Source organism: Collinsella sp. CLA-ER-H2 (assembly GCF_040092405.1).
GTDB lineage: Bacteria > Actinomycetota > Coriobacteriia > Coriobacteriales > Coriobacteriaceae > Collinsella.
In genome coordinates, this window is the sequence record NZ_JBBNLO010000001.1 from 64,228 (window position 1) to 81,518 (window position 17,291).

The 17,291-nt window shown below is 60.5% G+C and carries 17 protein-coding genes; 2 read left to right on the top strand and 15 right to left on the bottom strand.

Translation table 11 applies throughout. From position 1 onward, the window contains the following. Window positions 1-31: 31 nt before the first annotated feature. The 14 genes from rpsT to pyrR form a co-directional block, all read right to left on the bottom strand. The gene (gene rpsT / locus AAAX59_RS00330) at window positions 32-298 is read right to left on the bottom strand and encodes a 30S ribosomal protein S20 (protein WP_022094714.1); all 267 of its coding nucleotides are present in this window, start codon (window positions 296-298) and stop codon (window positions 32-34) included. Window positions 299-431: 133 nt separating this feature from the next. Further along, window positions 432-1,394 (bottom strand): DNA polymerase III subunit delta, encoded by a 963-nt coding sequence (gene holA / locus AAAX59_RS00335; protein ID WP_349069927.1) that lies wholly within the window; start codon window positions 1,392-1,394, stop codon window positions 432-434. 78 nt (window positions 1,395-1,472) lie between these two features. Then, complete coding sequence (locus AAAX59_RS00340) at window positions 1,473-3,776, bottom strand: DNA internalization-related competence protein ComEC/Rec2 (RefSeq protein WP_349069930.1); 2,304 nt, start codon at window positions 3,774-3,776, stop codon at window positions 1,473-1,475. Beyond that, complete coding sequence (locus AAAX59_RS00345) at window positions 3,773-4,486, bottom strand: helix-hairpin-helix domain-containing protein (protein WP_349069932.1); 714 nt, start codon at window positions 4,484-4,486, stop codon at window positions 3,773-3,775. Before AAAX59_RS00345 ends, AAAX59_RS00340 begins: the two co-directional genes overlap by 4 nt. A 213-nt stretch (window positions 4,487-4,699) precedes the next feature. Continuing rightward, the gene (thiI, locus tag AAAX59_RS00350; protein WP_022094718.1) at window positions 4,700-5,944 is read right to left on the bottom strand and encodes a tRNA uracil 4-sulfurtransferase ThiI; all 1,245 of its coding nucleotides are present in this window, start codon (window positions 5,942-5,944) and stop codon (window positions 4,700-4,702) included. Then, the gene (locus AAAX59_RS00355) at window positions 5,945-6,226 is read right to left on the bottom strand and encodes a DNA-directed RNA polymerase subunit omega (protein ID WP_035138532.1); all 282 of its coding nucleotides are present in this window, start codon (window positions 6,224-6,226) and stop codon (window positions 5,945-5,947) included. A 5-nt stretch (window positions 6,227-6,231) separates the two neighbouring features. Continuing rightward, entirely contained in the window at window positions 6,232-6,801 is a 570-nt protein-coding gene (gene gmk, locus AAAX59_RS00360; RefSeq protein ID WP_349069935.1) for a guanylate kinase, read from the bottom strand. Continuing rightward, on the bottom strand, window positions 6,802-7,110 hold the full coding sequence (gene mihF, locus AAAX59_RS00365) for an integration host factor, actinobacterial type (protein WP_006236130.1): 309 nt from the start codon (window positions 7,108-7,110) through the stop codon (window positions 6,802-6,804). Window positions 7,111-7,350: 240 nt separating this feature from the next. After that, window positions 7,351-8,067, bottom strand: coding sequence for an orotidine-5'-phosphate decarboxylase (pyrF, locus tag AAAX59_RS00370; RefSeq protein ID WP_349069938.1), 717 nt, complete (start codon window positions 8,065-8,067; stop codon window positions 7,351-7,353). Further along, window positions 8,061-8,969: a dihydroorotate dehydrogenase gene (locus AAAX59_RS00375; protein ID WP_349070023.1), complete on the bottom strand. Its 909-nt coding sequence runs from the start codon at window positions 8,967-8,969 to the stop codon at window positions 8,061-8,063. Before AAAX59_RS00375 ends, pyrF begins: the two co-directional genes overlap by 7 nt. 14 nt (window positions 8,970-8,983) lie before the next feature. Beyond that, window positions 8,984-9,751, bottom strand: a complete 768-nt coding sequence (locus AAAX59_RS00380; protein WP_349070025.1) for a dihydroorotate dehydrogenase electron transfer subunit — start codon at window positions 9,749-9,751, stop codon at window positions 8,984-8,986. Between the two features lie 116 nt (window positions 9,752-9,867). Next, entirely contained in the window at window positions 9,868-11,157 is a 1,290-nt protein-coding gene (locus AAAX59_RS00385; protein ID WP_349069940.1) for a dihydroorotase, read from the bottom strand. Beyond that, window positions 11,141-12,085 (bottom strand): aspartate carbamoyltransferase catalytic subunit, encoded by a 945-nt coding sequence (locus AAAX59_RS00390; RefSeq protein WP_349069942.1) that lies wholly within the window; start codon window positions 12,083-12,085, stop codon window positions 11,141-11,143. The genes AAAX59_RS00385 and AAAX59_RS00390 overlap by 17 nt, the downstream gene beginning before the upstream one ends. A 4-nt stretch (window positions 12,086-12,089) precedes the next feature. Next, entirely contained in the window at window positions 12,090-12,674 is a 585-nt protein-coding gene (pyrR, locus tag AAAX59_RS00395; protein WP_349069945.1) for a bifunctional pyr operon transcriptional regulator/uracil phosphoribosyltransferase PyrR, read from the bottom strand. 452 nt (window positions 12,675-13,126) lie between these two features. On the opposite strand from pyrR, the gene rpmB reads away from it, so the two are divergent. Then, window positions 13,127-13,315, top strand: coding sequence for a 50S ribosomal protein L28 (gene rpmB, locus AAAX59_RS00400; RefSeq protein WP_022094725.1), 189 nt, complete (start codon window positions 13,127-13,129; stop codon window positions 13,313-13,315). 196 nt (window positions 13,316-13,511) lie between these two features. Here the strand turns inward: rpmB and AAAX59_RS00405 are convergent, their stop codons facing one another. After that, complete coding sequence (locus AAAX59_RS00405; protein WP_349069947.1) at window positions 13,512-14,288, bottom strand: transposase; 777 nt, start codon at window positions 14,286-14,288, stop codon at window positions 13,512-13,514. Window positions 14,289-14,619: 331 nt separating this feature from the next. Here AAAX59_RS00405 and adhE point away from each other — a divergent pair, with 331 nt between their 5' ends. After that, the gene (gene adhE, locus AAAX59_RS00410; protein ID WP_117797767.1) at window positions 14,620-17,268 is read left to right on the top strand and encodes a bifunctional acetaldehyde-CoA/alcohol dehydrogenase; all 2,649 of its coding nucleotides are present in this window, start codon (window positions 14,620-14,622) and stop codon (window positions 17,266-17,268) included. The last annotated feature ends 23 nt before the right edge of the window (window positions 17,269-17,291 follow it).

The following is a 17,291-nucleotide window of genomic DNA, read 5'->3' on the forward strand; positions in this document are numbered from 1 at the left end:
CGCGTAATCTGTGTGGTGTGAAATTTACAACTTAGGCGTTGATGCTGTTCACGAGCTTGGCAAGACCGGACTTGCGGTTGGAAGCCTGGTTCTTGTGGATAACATGCTTGGCGGCAGCCATGTCGAGACGCTTGGTGACGGTCTTGAGGGCAGCCTGGGCCTTCTCGGCGTCGCCCTCGGCGACGGCGGACTGGACGTGCTTGGTCAGCGTCTTGAGCTCGGACTTGACAGCCTTGTTACGCATGCGAGCTGCCTCATTGGTGCGGATACGCTTCTTCTGAGACTTGATGTTTGCCACTTCTGGAGTTCCTTTCGAGTTCCTTGCAAAAAATGTATGACACCTCTGAGACACGGTGAGGTCATGCAAGCGCCTACTATAGCACGCTCCCTCTCAAAGGGATAGAACGAATTTGTCAAATAGGCAGGTATCATCACGATTTTCTCAAGATGTTCGTAATCCAGAGCAAAAGCGCCGTCTGAGAATCGGCCGAACCCTTGAGCGCGAGCTCCACATCGACCGCACCCTCGAGCGCTGCGATGAGCTCTGCCATCGAAAAGCGACGTGCCCAGGTAAGGTGATTCTTGACCTGCCAGGACTGAAGCTTGAGCGTTGCGGCCAGCTCGCGACCCTGCCCACGCGCGTCGAGCGCCTTGGCGACGATAAGCTCGCGAATGCGACCGCACAGCAATGTGTAAGTCCACACGTAGCTCTTGGAGGACAGGAGCTTAAAGAGCTCGAGCGAACGCCGCATATCGCGAGCCGAGACGGCGTTGAGGAAGTCCCAGGGTTGGACCTCGGCCGTACGTACAATCCAGCGCTCAACATCGGCAAGTTCAATCTGAGGCGACTCGACCATCTGGGCAAGCTTTGCCAAGTCGTTATCGAGCATGCGCGTGTTTTCGCCCGAACGCGAAACGAGCTCCTCGGCGGCCGCCGTCGAAATCGACTTACCGCGCTGCGTCGCCATCTGCTGAACACGGCGCGGCAGTTCCCAGCGCTTGGTACCCGAGCAATCGACGATAGCCTTCTTGTCGATCTTGGCGATTGCCTTATACAGGCGCGTATTCTTGGCAAGTGAGTCGGCGATGATGAGACAGACCGTTGTTGGGCTGGGACTCGCCAGATACCCAACGAGCGGCTCCGAGACCGCCTTGGCGAGCTTTGAGCAGCCATCGAGGATTACCAGACGAAACTCGCTGCCCATCGGAAAGGTGTTAAGCGATCCGATAATGGACTCGATATCGGGGTCCTTGGTCATGTCTCGCTCGTCGAGGTTGAACTCGACCATACCCGATTTTTCCAGACGCGCTTTCATACGCGAGACGGCATGGTCGCGCTTAACTCCGTCGGTACCGACGATCAGATATGCCGGCAGCAAACCGGTTTCGGACATTGCGCTCCCCTCCCGCAGGCCTTCGTATTCGTTCCGTGCCATTTTAGCCCAGGGGCCCACCACACGCCAACGACGTCGTCACGGTCGCTGGCATCGCATCGCAAAGCCATTCGCAGTCGGTGTGACGGTAATGTCGCCGTGTTCGATGGTACACGCGAACACACCACCCGCTTCCTTAACGGCATCGATGCAGGCATCGGACGGATGGCCGTATCGATTCCCCTCACCGGCGCTTGCGAGGGAAAGCTCGGGCTTCAGGACGTCCAGCAACTCGCCATCGACTGAAACCTTGGAGCCGTGATGCCCAAGTTTAAGGACATCGATATCCCCCACCTCCTGCACGAATTCCCGCTCTTGGTCGAGCTCGGCATCACCGGTGAGAAGTATTCGCAGGCCCTTGCCTTCCTGAACATAAGAGAGCAGCAGGACAAGCGAGTCCTCATTTCCCTCGCCATCCACGAACTCGAATGGCCACATCACGCGAGCGCAAAATGAGCCGATGTCGACCGTATCCCCACGGCGCACCTGCCGATACTCCACGCCAGGTCGGTTCAATACCTCGGCAGGAGCATCCTCCAGCGCATCCGCCGCCACGGCAATCGTTCCGACCGAAAACTGTTCGAGCACGGCAGGCAAACCACCCCAGTGGTCCTCATCCCAATGCGTCACAAAAACGGCATCGATATGGTGCACGTTATTGCGAACCAACGCCGCAACCACACGCTCGTCGAGCCCGCAGTCGACAAGTGCAACTGCGCCGCCTTGGCGGATAAGAATCGCATCGGCCTGGCCCACATCGAGTACCGTCACCGAAGGCGGAGCGAATCGATCCCAGTAGACGTACGGAATCGCAGCCAAGAGCACCAGGCATGCAAGCCCCACCGCCATAAGACGTGCACGGGGACGCGGCCACCAGACCAGCAGAACCGCCAGCAAACACGGCACTAGGTAAATCCACATGCTATCGGGCGGCACGCTCACGGATGCACCCGGCACGGCGGCAAACAGCTGCTCGAAGAACAGCGCGCAACGGGCGGCAATCATGGGCACAACGAGCGCCCAAGTCCGCAACGGCGCCACGAGCGAAAAGGGAACCAGCACGATGGACACAGCAAGCAGTACGCTCACCACCGGACCGATGACCGCATTTGCCAACGGAGCAATGAGCGAGAACGTACCGAATGCAGGAATGGTAATGGGAAGTGTCGCCAGTTGCGAGCACAGCGTGACGGAAAGCATGCTGGCAACGCCCGATGACACACCCAGCTCACCCAAAGCGAAGGTCGCATAGGGGCAAAAGCACAGAATGGCTAAGACGCTGGCACATGAAAGCTGAAAACCCATCTCGAACAGCACCGTCGGTCGCAGTAGCACAAAGATGGACATGGTTACGAAGAGTGCCGATGCGCCGTGCCGGCGACGCCCCACGCCGTTTACAACAAGCGTCGTGAACACCATGCAGCACGCGCGCACGGCCGAGGGAGACGCGCCCGTAAAGGCAGCGTAGCCCACAAGCGTTATCGCCAATATCGCCCGCTGAAGACCACGTGAGCGCCGAGTCTTTTGCAATACACCCTCGATTACAAACCCCACGATAGCCAAATGGCTGCCCGAGACGGCGATAAGATGCGCCGTTCCCGTTACCGAAAACCAGTCGCCCGCCGGCTGGGCGCGTAGCTCGGCCGAACGACCACAGACGACACCGGCTATGAGCGCACGCGCCGGGTCGGTCGCAGGCGCGATGGACGCAAGCAGCCCATTTCGCAGCCGAAGCAGCGGCCCCGGAGAACCCTCATCGATCGAGACGATCCGAACGGCTTTTACCTTGCGTACCTCGCATCGGAGCGCGCGCGATCGTCCAAACGCATCGTTCTCAAAACGTGAAACGCGACCGATAACACGCACGTGCGCCCCGACCTTGAGCTCGCGGTCACACGATAGGCGAACCGCTGCCAAGTTCTTACCGTCCGCGCGTGCCTCGCAGGTATAGGAATACACGTCGTCGTTTATGGATGGATCACCCTGCACGACAAACTCGAGGCTGCTTGCCGCTCGACCGTCGAGCGCCTTCGAGGCGCCTAGCGTGCCCACAGCCCACCACGCCGAGACGACCGCTCCCGCCACGAGACCGACGGACGCGGCATACAGCCACCGCTTCAAAGGGGCAAGCCGCGCACAAGATTGAGCCAGCACAACGAAGACCGCCGCCGCAACGGGAATGGCCCATAGCGGCCCGACCGCCGGCACCCGCTCCCTCAGCAGCGCATCAGCGGCCACGTTAAGCACCAAAGCGCAGCTCACGCACATGCCGGCACACAGGGCCATCGTCCACGGCATCAAGGGCCGCGGAGGCATCACATGCTCGCGCTCGGTCGCACTCATACGCAGATGCAATCTTTGATTTTGGCAAGCTTCTTCTCGCCGATTCCCGACACACGCATCAGATCGTCAACCGAGGCAAAAGCACCGTTCTTTGTACGCTCATCGATAATCGACTGTGCCATGGAGGGACCGATGCCCGAGAGCGTCTGTAGCTCTGCCGTGCTTGCCGTATTGATGTTGACTAGGCCCGTTGCGCCACTCACGCCCAATGATGCGGAAGCCCCACCATCAACACCGGCTTCCGCAATGGACGCCTGCTGCTCCCCTACCGTTGGAACGTGGATTTTTTGTCCATCAGTGACCTTAGATGCCCGATTGAGCCCCGTAACGTCTGCCTCGGGCGCCAGCCCGCCGGCGGCATCAATCGCCTGAGCCACCCGCGCGCCGTCCTTGAGGCGATATACACCGGGCGACACAACGGCGCCATCGACATCGACATAGACCTCTGCCGCGGCAGAAGCCTTAGTCGAAGAACCTTCGGATGTCTTTCCGCTCGAGGCATCACCGGATCCCGGCTCCATCAACGAGCCCGTACCGTCAGTGCGCTCAAACGACACACCGCCGGCACCGCCGCCAAGGTTCGCCATCGCCAAGCCGCTCGCCATCGCAATGACGACCAGTATCGCCATCACCACTGCCTTATGACCGAGCAGCTTGTCCGCCAAGCGGTCCATCCGTTTGACCCGTTCGTGTTGTTCGCGCTGCGCCATAGCAAAACCTCCCAACACCATCGTGTCAGGAAAGGAGCCCTGCAACAGCCACGCTCCAAAACCGGTTTTAGCGGTCAAACCAAAAACCGACCAAAACCTTGCACAAATCTGTCCATTTATTCAGGCACACGTCAGCAAATGAACACTTAGCCGCAAAATGCCCAGATAGCAAAAGACCGACGATGCAGGCGCATCGTCGGTCTATGCACAACATTACTCGTGATCTTGGTAAATCTCACGCGGAGCAAGCTCCGAATGTTTGCGTTTTAAGGTCTTAGGGGCCTTATACGTGTTGCTCTCGAAGTCGATGTACTCGGTCTGCTTGAGCAGGCGCTCGATCATCTCCTCGTGATCGAACAACTCCCAGGCCTCATGCACGGCATCGAGTTTAGCGTGCGTCTCGGGACGGCGCGGCATAAACAGCGTGCAGCAGTCGGGAGCGGCCTCAGTCGAGATATCGAACGTACCAATCTCCTCGGCGCGCGCGATGATCTCCTGCTTGTCCGAACCGATGAGAGGGCGGAACACGGGGATCTTCACGGCCTCGTTGACGGCCATGATGTTCTCAAGCGTTTGGGAGGCAACCTGCCCAAGCGATTCGCCCGTCACGATAGCCTTGGCGCCCTCGATGTGTGCAATGCGCTCGGCAACCGAATACATAATGCGGCGATACATGATCACGCGCAGGTTGCTGGGACAGGTCACCGAAATCTCGCGCTGGCAGTCGCCAAACGGCACAACATACAGACGGCCGATCTGGACACCCGGCTCAAGGGCGCGAATGATGTCCTGCACTAGATACTCGCTGGTATCTGGCGTCTGCGGACGACCGGAAAAATGCACCGGCACGCACACGGCTCCGCGTCGCGCGAGCATCCAGGTCGCCACCGGCGAGTCGATACCCGATGACAGCAGGGTCACGACCTTACCGGCAGAGCCCACCGGCAGACCGCCCACACCGCGCTCGGAGCGCGCGTACACATAAACGCTACCCTGAACAACCAGCACGTGAACCATCGCGTCGGGATCGTGCATTTGAACCTTTTTATCGGGGAACGCCTCGCACAGCACCTCGCCCACCTGACGATTGATATCAATCGAGGTGAGCTCATAGTCGGTATTGGAGCGCTTGGCGTGCACCTTAAACGAATCGAAGGGGCCAAACTCACGCAGCGCCTTCACGGCGGCGGCACAGTACTCCTGAGGGTCGCGATTGGTGTGATACGCCAAAGAGACGCGAGCAACGCCGGGAACGGTGCGAATGACACGAGCCGCCTCGTCGGCCTGATGCTCGTTAAAGGTCACGAGGATATAACCGGAAATTCGAGACACGGCATTCACGGAAAAGGCGGCCAAGGCCGCCTTGATGTTATCCATGAGGATATGCTCAAAATGTGCGCGGTTCTTGCCCTTCAGTCCAACCTCGTGATAGTGGACCAGGCAGACGCGAGCTGCCATTTAGGCTTCAGCAACCTTGTGGCCGAGCGCCTTCTCGTAACGGGCCTCATCGTAGGAGATATCGCCGTCGACGATCTCGTCCATAGCCATCGAAATGGTATCGGCACCAGAAAGGCCGATGGTGATGTCATCGACATCCTGAACGGCAAGCACGCGGTTGTGCTGGCCACGAAGCATGCTATTGATGTCGCAGGCGCGCTTGGAGGCAAGCGAAGCGAGCAGGAAGCGGTTGTGATCGGTCTTCTCCAGAAGATCGTCAATGCAAGGCTTTACAACGGACACGGACCTCAGATCCTTTCATGCATATCGAGAACGCGAACGAGTTCGTCGGTCGCGCGGTCGAGATCGTCATTCACCACGACGTCGTCGTAGCGGTCGGCAAGGGCAAGCTCATCGGCGGCGTTTGCCATACGCAGCTCGATCGTCTCGGGCGTCTCGGTTCCACGACCGACCAGACGCTCGCGAAGCACTTCGAGCGAGGGAGGCTTGATAAAGATCAACACGGCCTCGGGGAAACGCTCCTTAACCTGCAGGGCACCCTGGACATCGATCTCCAAAATGAGAGACGCGCCCGAGGCGAGCTTGGACTGGACCTCGCTCACCAATGTGCCGTAGCAGTTGCCGTGGACCTCGGCCCACTCAACGAACTCACCGTTTGCCACGCGGCGGTCGAACTCCTCGCGCGTCAGGAAAAAGTAGTTGACGCCGTCGACCTCACCTTTGCGTGGTGCTCGCGTGGTAGCCGAAACCGTCAGGCCCAGGTTAGAGCGACGCTCGCGCACACGAGTGACGAGCGTGCCCTTGCCTGCGCCTGACGGTCCAGAAATCACAAAGAGCTTTGAATCCTGAGCGCTCACTTATTTGGTCAGCTGCTCGAGGAGCTGCTCGCGCTGACGGACGCCGAGGCCCTGGACGCGACGGGTAGCGGAGATGCCGAGCTCCTCCATGATCTTGGCGGCCTTAGCCTTGCCATAGCCGGGGAGGGACTCGATGAGGGTGGAAACCTTCATGCGGGAAGCGATGGGGTCATCGGAGTTGAGCACGGACTCGAGGGACTTCTCGCCCTTCTTGATCTGCTCGCGAAGCTCAGCGCGGGCATGACGTGCGGCGGCAGCCTTCTCAAGAGCCTGCTTGCGCTGCTCGTCGGTAAGCTGAGGGAGTGCCATTCGTACCTCCAAATAGTTGGGTTATATCTGATTCAATATTTGGCATTTTAGCACGTAAAACGTATAAAATGCCCAATCGCGGCTCCATAGGTTAGACGATAGCCGCAAAAAGTGCAATATATTGCGCTAAAAGTTGAGCCCCTGACCTGCGATTCCACACAAAGGATGGGAAAGTTTTCGCAGGCACAGGGGCTAAATTGTGCTAATGAGACCCAAAAGTGGTGACTTAAGGGAATCTTTTTATGCGACGTTTTCGACCAGCTCGGCGACGATGGCATCGAAAGCGGCAACCGGGTCATCGGCACCGGTGATGGGGCGACCCACCACGATGTGGCTCGCGCCACGCTCGATAGCCTGGGAAGGCGTGGCAACGCGGGACTGATCGCCAAGGGCGGCGCCCACCGGACGAACGCCCGGGGTCACGATGAGCGCATCGGGGCCCAACAGCTCACGCATATCGTGGGCCTCCATCGGCGAGCACACGATACCGTCGATGCCGTTGGCCTGGGCGAGCTTTGCCAGACGCGCGGCCTCCTCGGCCACCGGCGACTCGACGCCGATCTCGCTGAGCGAATCCTGGTTCATGCTCGTGAGCACGGTGATGGCGACGAGCTTGGCACGGTCCTCGCGCGCCTCCTCGGCGCCCTCGCGGCAGGCGGCGAGCATAGCGCCCGAGCCCAGACCGTGAACCGAAAGCAGATCGGCACCGGCAAGCGAGGCCGAACGGGAGGCGCCGCGCACCTGATGCGGAATATCGTGGAACTTAAGGTCGAGGAAGACCTTAAAGCCCAGGTCCTCGAACGTCCTGACGATCTCGGGGCCTTCGGCGTAATAGAGCGTCATGCCGACCTTGAGCCAGACGGCATGGCCCGAAAGCTCACGGGCGAGCTCGAGCGCACGCTCACGGTCGCAGTCGAGGGCGACGATAACGCGGTCGCGGGCATCGGTCTCTAGCATTCGAACGCACCTACCAGCTCGTTGATGTCCTTCACGCCCTGGGACTCGGCCCAGGCCTCGAGCTCGCGCGCGATCTTGAGAGAAGCACACGGATCGACGAAGTTGGCCATACCGACCGACACGCAGGTAGCGCCAGCCAGGATAAACTCGGCCGCGTCCTCGCCGGTCATGACACCGCCGACGCCGTTGATGGGGATATCAACGGCCTGGGCAACCTCCCAGACCATGCGCACGGCGATGTGGTGGCACAGCGGACCCGAAAGGCCGCCCTTGGGCTTGGCAACGCGCGACTTGCGGGTATGGACGTCAATAGCCATACCCTGAATGGAGTTGATGACCGAAAGGCCGTCGGCGCCCTCGGCCTCGAGAGCCTTGGCGATCTCGGCGACGTTGACCGGAGCCATCTTCACGAACAGCGGCTTGTCGGTCACCTTGCGGCAGGCAGCCATGACAGCAGAGGCGCCCTCGGGCGTGGAACCCATGGCGGCACCGCCGGCGGCGATGTTGGGGCAGCTCACGTTGATCTCGTAGCCGGCAGCCCAGGGGCACAGCTCGACATACATCTCGAGCGCACGGACAAACTCGTCCACGGAGTGACCGGCAACCTGGCAGATGACCTGGCAGCCGTCCTTGGACAGCTGCTCGAGCCACGGACCGGACTCACGGGCGAAGGCGGCGACGCCGGGATTCTGCAGACCCACGGAGTTGATCATGCCGCCGGGAATCTCGGCCATACGGGGCGCGGGGTTGCCGGGCCAGGGCTCGGCAGCGCAGCCCTTGGTGGTGATGGCGCCCAGCTGGGACACATCGAAGAAGTTCTGGAACTGCCAACCGTAGCCAAAGGTACCGGCTGCGGTGTTGATGGGGTTCTGCATCTTGACGCCGCCGAAATCGACGGCCATGTTCACGGTACCCACTAGAAGACCACCACCTTGGAAGCATCAAACACGGGGCCGCACATGCAGGCGCCCTTCATACCGTCGACCGTCTCGACATTGCAGGTGTTGCAGGCGCCAAAACCACAGCTCATCATGCGCTCGAGCGACACCTCGCAATACGCGCCGGCCTCGGCGGCAGCGGCGGCGACCTTCTTCATCATGACGGCGGGACCGCAGCTGGCGACGTAGTCGTAACCGCCCTCGCTGAGCAGCTCGGCGGCAGGATCGGTGCAGAAACCGTGCGTGCCCAGCGTGCCGTCGTCGGTGCACACGTTGACCGTGGCACCCAACGCGCGAAACTCATCGACGCCCACGGCCTTGGACGCGGTGCCAAAGCCCAGGCACACGTCGACGTCCACGCCCTGCTCGGCAAGCATGCCGGCCAGGCAGAGCACGGGCGGAACGCCGATGCCGCCGGCGACGAGCAGTGCCTTCCTAGTGCCCTCGGGCACGAGCCAGCCATGGCCGCCAGGGCCCAGCAGGTTGGAGGTGGAGCCAGGGGCCATCTCCGACAGGCGACGGGTGTCGTCGCCCACGACGGCGTACCACAGCTCGACGGTGCCGGCCTGGGCGTCGGCGCGATAGAAGCTCAGGGGCACGCGAAGCAGCGAGGACGCATCGCCGGGCACGGCGATGTTCACAAACTGACCGGGCTTGAGCGCACTTGCAAGCTTGGGGGCCGAGATAACGAGCGAGAAGATGCCGTCGGCGATCTCCTGGTTCGAGACGACCTCGAAGTCGTGCATGCGTGCAGTGGAAGGTGTGGGCATAGACGCTCCAATCCCCCATGCGATTGCATGGACCAAACGAACAGAAAGCGCGGCACCGCAAGGGCGCCGCGCACAAAAGCGATAAGGCTATGCTAGCAGATGCAGCCGTCGGCAAGCGTCTGTTTACCGCCGACAAATACATCGGTGGCACGACCGGTGAGCGTGCGACCGGCAAAACCGGAGTTCTCGGCGCGCGACTCGTAGCCGTCCTCGCCGACCGTCCAGGTGGCGGTGGGATCGAAGACGGTCAGGTCGGCAACGGAGCCCGCCTTGACCTGAACCTGATCCAAACCCAGGATCTCACGCGGCTTGATGGCCATGAGCTCGACCATACGGCCCATGCTCATCTTGCCGGTGTTGACCAGCTCGGTGAGCACAAGCGACAGCGAGGTCTCGAGGCCGATCATGCCAAAGGGCGCAAGCTCGAACTCGCGGGCCTTCTCCCACGGGGTGTGGGGAGCGTGGTCGGTAACGATGACGTCGACCGTGCCGTCGATGACGCCCTGGCGGATAGCCTCGGCGTCCTCGCGGGTGCGCAGCGGCGGGTTGACCTTGAGCGAGGTGTTGTAGGTCTCGTCCAGGTCGTTCTCGGACAGGAACATGTGGTGCGGGGTGGCCTCGCAGGTGACCTGCACGCCAGCGGCCTTGCCGGCACGCACGAGCTCCAGGCCGTGGGCGGTGGAGATGTGCTGGATGTGCAGCTTGGCACCGGTCAGCTTGGCGATCTCGATGTCGCGGGCGATCTGAAGCTCCTCGCCTGCCGCCGGCCAGCCCTCGAGGGCCAGACGGGTCGAGACCTTGCCCTCGTTGATCTGGCCGTGACCGACCAGGTCCTCGTCCTGGCAATGGCTCATAAAGACCTTGCCGAACATCTTGCCGTAGTCCATGCAGCGGCGGAGCATACCCGCACCCTGCACGCCGCGACCGTCGTCGGTGAAGGCGACGGCGCCGTGGGCGGCCATATCGCCCATCTCGGACATGGCCTCGCCCTTAAGACCGCGGGTCATAGCGCCAGAAGGATAGACGCGGCAGTGACCGACCTCGGCAGCGCGGGACTTAACGAACTCCACGACGGTGCCGTTATCGGTGACGGGGTCGGTGTTGGGCATGGAGCACACGCCGGTGAAGCCGCCCTTGACAGCAGCGCGGGTACCGCTCTCGATGTCCTCTTTGACCTCATAGCCGGGCTCACGCAGATGGACGTGCATGTCCACCAGGCCGGGAACGAGGTACTTGCCGGAAAGGTCGCGGACCTCGGCGCCCTCGGCGGCGAGATTCTCGACGACCTCGGCGATCTTGTCGCCGTCGATCAGGACGTCAACGACACCGTCAAGCTCGACAGACGGGTCGACGACGTGGGCATTCTTAAGAAGCAAGGCCATTATCGGCACCTCCAAGCAGCAGATACAGGATAGCCATACGCACGCAGATACCGGCGTAGACCTGCTCCAGGATGACGGAGCGTTGCGGGTGGTCGGCCATATAGGAGTCGAACTCGACGCCGCGGTTGATGGGGCCCGGGTGGCAGATGATCGCGTCGGGCTTCATGAGCTTCTCGCGGTCCTTGGTCAGGCCGAAGAGCTTGTGGTACTCGCGAATGGTCGGGAACGGCGCGCCCTCGAGACGCTCCTGCTGCACGCGCAGCATGTAGACGACGTCCAGCTCGGGCAGGACGGAATCGAGGTCGCTCGTCACGTGGTCGCAGCCCAGGACCTCGGGTGCCGGCGGTAGCAGCGTGCCGGGGGCGACGGCGTAGGTCTCGCAGCCCATGATCTTAAGGGCGGGGATCAGCGAGCCGCAGACGCGGGAGTGGGCGATGTCGCCGACGACGGCGACCTTCAGGCCGTGGAAGTCACCCTTGTGCTCCCAGATGGTGTACAGGTCCAGCAGGGCCTGCGTGGGATGGTTGTGCTTGCCGTCACCGGCGCAGATGACGCTCGCGGGCGAGTTCTGCGTGACGATGTAGGGGGCGCCGGCGTGCTTGTCGCGAACGACGATGCAGTCGATCTTGTAGGCGTTGAGGGTCTCGACGGTGTCGACGAGGCTCTCGCCCTTGACCGTGGAGGTCGAGGAGCCGCCAAAGTTAAGACTGTCGGCCGAAAGACGCTTCTCGGCGAGCTCGAAAGAGCTGCGGGTGCGCGTCGAGGGCTCGTTGAACATGTTGACGATGGTCTTGCCCTTGAGCGTGGGGACCTTCTTGATGGCACGCTCGTTGACCTCGGAGAACGCCTTGGCGGTCTCGAGGGTGAGCTTGATATCCTCTTCGGAGTACTCGGTAATGTCGATCAGGTGCTTATGGTTGAACGCCACGGTACTACTCACCTCCCAGCGGCGCGGAGCCCACGTGGGAACCCGGCGCGACGTCATTAATCTCGACAGCGGTGTGGCCGTCGACTTCCTTCATATATAGGTGCACGTTCTCCTCATGCGACGAGGGAACGTTCTTGCCGACAAAGTCCGGCGAGATGGGGAGCTCGCGGTGGCCGCGGTCAACGAGGACTGCCAGCTCAATGCGGCTCGGACGGCCCAGGTCCATGACGGCGTCGAGAGCGGCGCGGATGGTACGGCCCGTATACAGGATGTCGTCCAACAGCACGACGCGCTTGCCGTCGACGCTGAAGGGAATGTTGGTAGCGTGGATCGCGGGAGCGAAATTGGTCGCGTAGTCATCGCGGTAGAAGCTGATGTCGAGGCTGCCGAGCGGAACGTCGACGCCCTCGATCTCCTTGATCTCCTCGGCGAGCTTCTTTGCCAGAAGGTCGCCGCGCGTGACGATGCCGACCAGAGCGAGGTCTTCACAGCCCTCGTTGCGCTCGAGAATCTCGTGCGCGATGCGGGTCATCGCTCGATTGACGGCGGTCTCGTCCATGATGACCGCCTTGGGGGAAGTCGTGCCCATCGATCTCCTTCCTCACATGTCTTGACTGCTGACACAGTCAAAAAAAATAGATGCCCGACCGCTTAAAGCGGACCAGACACCCACAGGAAGGGCTGCTCTTTGGCAGCTATGTAATTCCATGTGGGTATCTCGTACCCCTTTAATGGTCATGGGATAGTGTAGCCAACCTCGAGCTTAATTGCGAGCATTAATACAGAGCAATCCGTAAACGGAGCTCAATGCTCAATAAACCTATATATATTTGTGGGACGAGCTTGAAAACACACGCACGAGCTGGCATAATCCTCTCTGCTGCACGCAAATCGGATCTACGTCCAGGGCCGTGGCGTGAGCACTATCGCCAAAAGAGGAATATCTCTGTGTAGATTACGCACAGGGAGCTGCTTCTGTGCTATAGTTCAGGCTTGTTTGTTAACGCGACATGTTCGTTTGTCGCCCAAGGAGGGTCAGTTATGTCCAAAGTTTGCGAAGTTTGCGGTAAGCACCCCGTTGCCGGTCGCTCCATCAGCCACTCTCACCGCGTCACCAACCGTAAGTTCCGCCCCAACATCCAGCGCGTCTACGTCGTCGTCGATGGTCACCGTCGCAAGATGAACGTTTGCTCCACCTGCCTCAAGTCTGGCAAGGTTGCGCGCTCCTAAATAAGGTCTTACCAACAAGTACCTCGGACTCTCCGGGTCAAAGACCTCGCGTTCATATAGAACTTACCAAAGGCGCCCTCCCCTACGGAGGGCGCCTTTTTGCACTCATTAGGGACAGACTTACATGAATGTTTTCACGCATTGGGGACAGACATGTCGCACGCAAGCGGCACACCGACTGGCTCCGGCCCCTGCCTCACGCTGCATCCTTCCAGCCTGCAGTTGCCTTGGTCACGCTCGTGGCGCCGATGCCGGTGATACGGGAAATTTGCTTGACCGTGAGATGCGCCCGCCTGAGCCTCAGCAGGCAGGCATCGCGTTCGGGACGAGGCAGGGCCTTGAGCAGCGCAGGATCTATGCTCGGCAGGACTTCGCGCGCAACGGAAAGGGCATCCTCATCGTGGATCCGTCGGCGTGGAAGAGCCTCAACTGACCAGATGCGCCCGGCAACTTCCTTGAGATGCTCGCAATAGCAACGGGAGCCTCCGACAATATCGAGCATAGGGGCCGCATCACAGATGTCAAAGGGATCATAGCCCAGCTGGTATGCCCTAAAGCTTGACCAGCGGTATGCTTCGAGAGAGTCGATCGCACCTTTCACAGGATTGAGATGGATATAATCGAGTAGCTGCACCGCCTGTGTGTCTGACTCAACCGCAACACGCGAATAGCGATTGTCAAACAGATGGCCCGTTCTTCCCGTTTTCCCATTGAAATACTTAGCATACGCCGTCAGTGCGCACTGCATTGCCTTTGAAAGGTTGTCATATGGGTCATCAACCATCAAATGGAAGTGGTTGTCCATAAGGCACCAAGCCAACACTGCCACGTCATGGCGCGCAAACCTGTCCGAGATATCCGATAAGAAACGATAGCGGTCAGAGTCATCTTCAAAAATAATCTGTTTGGAGTTGCCACGGTCAAAGACGTGGTAATAGCCGGTGAGCGAAACGGCACGGGCGCATCGAGGCATAAATCTCTCCTTTCAAAACTGAACAGGCAACACCTAAAAGGAGAGAAGGAACGCGAAATGCTGAGCCTGTGATCTATTTATATCCAATGAGCGGCAAAAACAGGCCCAGAACGGCAAAATGGCAAATCGATGTCTGTCCCCAATGAGTGGAAGCACTCATGTAAGTCTGTCCCCAATGAGCGGGGCGATGCATTGGGCATAGTTTTAGTTGAAACGGTTCATTTGATTGAAGCGTTTTAGTTTGTCTTTTACAGGAATCTGACCGTTCACCGAATTATTTCTTGCTATCATGCATCTTGTAGGGTAAATCTCCGATCGCAAGGAGACACAAATGGTGAAAAAGTCACCGGAAAACACTACTCCCGCAATTGTGGACAACGTAGAGGCGCTTGAGGCTAAGCTCGCTCAGATGCGAGAGGCCCAGGCGCTTTTTGCTACGTACACGCAGGAGCAGGTCGACAAGATCTTCTATGAGGCCGCCATGGCCGCCAACAAGGCTCGTATCCCGTTGGCGAAGATGGCCATCGAGGAGACCGGCCGCGGCGTTCTTGAGGACAAGGTCATCAAGAACCACTACGCCGCAGAGTACATCTACAACGCTTACAAGAACACCAAGACCTGTGGTGTCCTGGAGCGCGACGAGGCTTACGGCATCACCAAGATCGCCGAGCCCATCGGCATCGTGGGCGCCGTCATCCCGACGACCAACCCCACCTCCACCGCGATCTTCAAGACGCTGATCAGCCTGAAGACCCGCAACGCCATCATCATCTCCCCGCACCCGGCAGCCGCAAAATGCACCATCGCCGCCGCCAAGCTCGTGCTTGACGCCGCCGTCAAGGCCGGCGCCCCCGAGGGCATCATCGGCTGGGTCGATGTCCCCTCCATCGAGCTGACCAACATGGTCATGCGCGACGTCGACATCATCCTCGCCACCGGTGGCCCGGGCATGGTCAAGGCCGCTTACTCCTCGGGCAAGCCCGCCCTGGGCGTTGGCGCCGGTAACACCCCGGTCGTCATCGACGACACCGCCGACGTGCTGCTCGCCGTCAACTCCATCATCCACTCCAAGACCTTCGACAACGGCATGATCTGCGCTTCCGAGCAGTCCGTGACCGTCATCGACACCATCTATGACCAGGTCAAGGCCGAGTTCCAGAAGCGCGGCTGCTACTTCGTCAAGCAGGGTGCCGAGATGGAGGCCCTGCGTGCCGCCATGTTCAAGAACGGCGCCCTCGATCACCGCATCCCCGGCATGGCTGCCGCCAAGATCGCCGAGCTCGCCGGCATCGAGGTTCCCGCCAAGACCAAGATCCTGATCGCCGAGGTCACCTCCACCGACCCCGCCAAGGAGGAGTTCTCCCACGAGAAGCTCTCCCCGGTCCTGGCCATGTACCACGCCAAGGACTTCCAGGAGGCCGTCGACAAGGCCGAGCACCTGGTGCTCGCCGGTGGCCCGGGCCACACCGCCTCTCTGTACGTGCACCCCGCCCAGGCCGAGAAGATCAGCCTGTTCGAGCACGTCATGAAGGCCTGCCGTATCGTCATCAACACCCCGTCCTCGCACGGCGGCATCGGTGACCTGTACAACTTTGGCATGAAGCCGTCTCTGACCCTGGGCTGCGGCTCCTGGGGCGGCAACTCCGTCTCCGAGAACGTTGGGGTGAAGCACTTGATCAACGTTAAGACTGTGGCCGAGCGCCGTGAGAACATGCTGTGGTTCCGCGCTCCCGAGAAGGTCTACTTCAAGAAGGGTTCCACGCCCGTCGCCCTCGACGAGCTGGGCAACGTCATGGGCAAGAAGCGCGCCTTCATCGTCACCGACCAGTTCCTCTTCAAGAATGGCAACACCCGCGCCATCGAGGCCAAGCTCGATGAGATGGGCATCGCCCACGACTGCTTCTACGACGTCGAGCCCGATCCGTCGCTGCAGTGCGCACGTCGCGGCGCCAAGCAGATGGCTCTCTTTGAGCCGGACGTCATCATCGCCGTCGGCGGTGGCTCCGCTATGGACGCCGGCAAGATCATGTGGATGATGTACGAGCACCCCGAGTGCAAGTTTGAGGACATGGCCATGGACTTCATGGACATCCGCAAGCGTATCTTCACCTTCCCCGAGATGGGCAAGAAGGCCTACTTCGTCGCCGTCCCGACCTCTTCGGGTACCGGCTCCGAGTGCACGCCGTTCGCCATCATCACCGACAAGGAGACCGGCATCAAGTGGCCGCTCGCCGACTACGCGCTGCTCCCCAACATGGCTATCGTCGACGCCGACAACTGCATGACCGCCCCGCGCGGCCTGACCGCTGCCTCCGGCATCGACGTCATGACCCACGCCATCGAGTCCTATGTCTCCATCATGGCTTCCGACTACACCAAGGGCCTCTCCGAGCGCGCTGCTAAGCTCGTCTTCGAGAACCTGCCCTCCAGCTTCACGAACGGCGCCAAGGACCCGCATGCCCGCGAGGAGATGCACAACGCCTCCTGCATGGCCGGTATGGCCTTCGCCAACGCCTTCCTGGGCCTCAACCACTCCATGGCCCACAAGCTCGGCGCCTTCCATCACCTGCCCCACGGCCTCGCCAACGCCGTCATCCTGACCCGCGTCATGCGCTACAACGCCGCCGAGGCTCCCGTCAAGATGGGCACGTTCTCCCAGTATCCTTACCCCAACGCGCTGCACAACTACGCCGAGATGGCCAAGTACTGCGGCATCGAGGGCAAGGACGACAAGGAGGTCTTCGAGAACTTCATCACGAAGCTCGAGGAGCTCAAGGACTTCATCGGCGTCAAGAAGACCATCGCCGACTACGGTGTTGACGAGCAGTACTTCCTCGACACCCTCGACGAGATGACCGAGCAGGCATTCAACGACCAGTGCACCGGCGCTAACCCGCGCTACCCGCTCATGAGCGAGATCAAGGAGCTCTACCTGGACGCCTACTACGGCCGCGAGCCCCAGGACTACGCCGTCTGCTAGTTTTAGCACGGTTTTTAACGGCG

What these genes read in the sequence shown, in the direction of transcription:
- holA (WP_349069927.1), bottom strand. Translation starts at nt 1,394, where the DNA reads ATGTCCGAAACCGGTTTGCTGCCGGCATATCTGATCGTCGGTACCGAC.
- AAAX59_RS00340 (WP_349069930.1), bottom strand. Translation starts at nt 3,776, where the DNA reads ATGAGTGCGACCGAGCGCGAGCATGTGATGCCTCCGCGGCCCTTGATG.
- AAAX59_RS00345 (WP_349069932.1), bottom strand. Translation starts at nt 4,486, where the DNA reads ATGGCGCAGCGCGAACAACACGAACGGGTCAAACGGATGGACCGCTTG.
- thiI (WP_022094718.1), bottom strand. Translation starts at nt 5,944, where the DNA reads ATGGCAGCTCGCGTCTGCCTGGTCCACTATCACGAGGTTGGACTGAAG.
- mihF (WP_006236130.1), bottom strand. Translation starts at nt 7,110, where the DNA reads ATGGCACTCCCTCAGCTTACCGACGAGCAGCGCAAGCAGGCTCTTGAG.
- pyrF (WP_349069938.1), bottom strand. Translation starts at nt 8,067, where the DNA reads ATGCTAGAGACCGATGCCCGCGACCGCGTTATCGTCGCCCTCGACTGC.
- AAAX59_RS00375 (WP_349070023.1), bottom strand. Translation starts at nt 8,969, where the DNA reads ATGGCCGTCGATTTCGGCGGCGTCAAGATGCAGAACCCCATCAACACC.
- AAAX59_RS00380 (WP_349070025.1), bottom strand. Translation starts at nt 9,751, where the DNA reads ATGCACGACTTCGAGGTCGTCTCGAACCAGGAGATCGCCGACGGCATC.
- AAAX59_RS00385 (WP_349069940.1), bottom strand. Translation starts at nt 11,157, where the DNA reads ATGGCCTTGCTTCTTAAGAATGCCCACGTCGTCGACCCGTCTGTCGAG.
- pyrR (WP_349069945.1), bottom strand. Translation starts at nt 12,674, where the DNA reads ATGGGCACGACTTCCCCCAAGGCGGTCATCATGGACGAGACCGCCGTC.
- rpmB (WP_022094725.1), top strand. Translation starts at nt 13,127, where the DNA reads ATGTCCAAAGTTTGCGAAGTTTGCGGTAAGCACCCCGTTGCCGGTCGC.
- AAAX59_RS00405 (WP_349069947.1), bottom strand. Translation starts at nt 14,288, where the DNA reads ATGCCTCGATGCGCCCGTGCCGTTTCGCTCACCGGCTATTACCACGTC.
- adhE (WP_117797767.1), top strand. Translation starts at nt 14,620, where the DNA reads ATGGTGAAAAAGTCACCGGAAAACACTACTCCCGCAATTGTGGACAAC.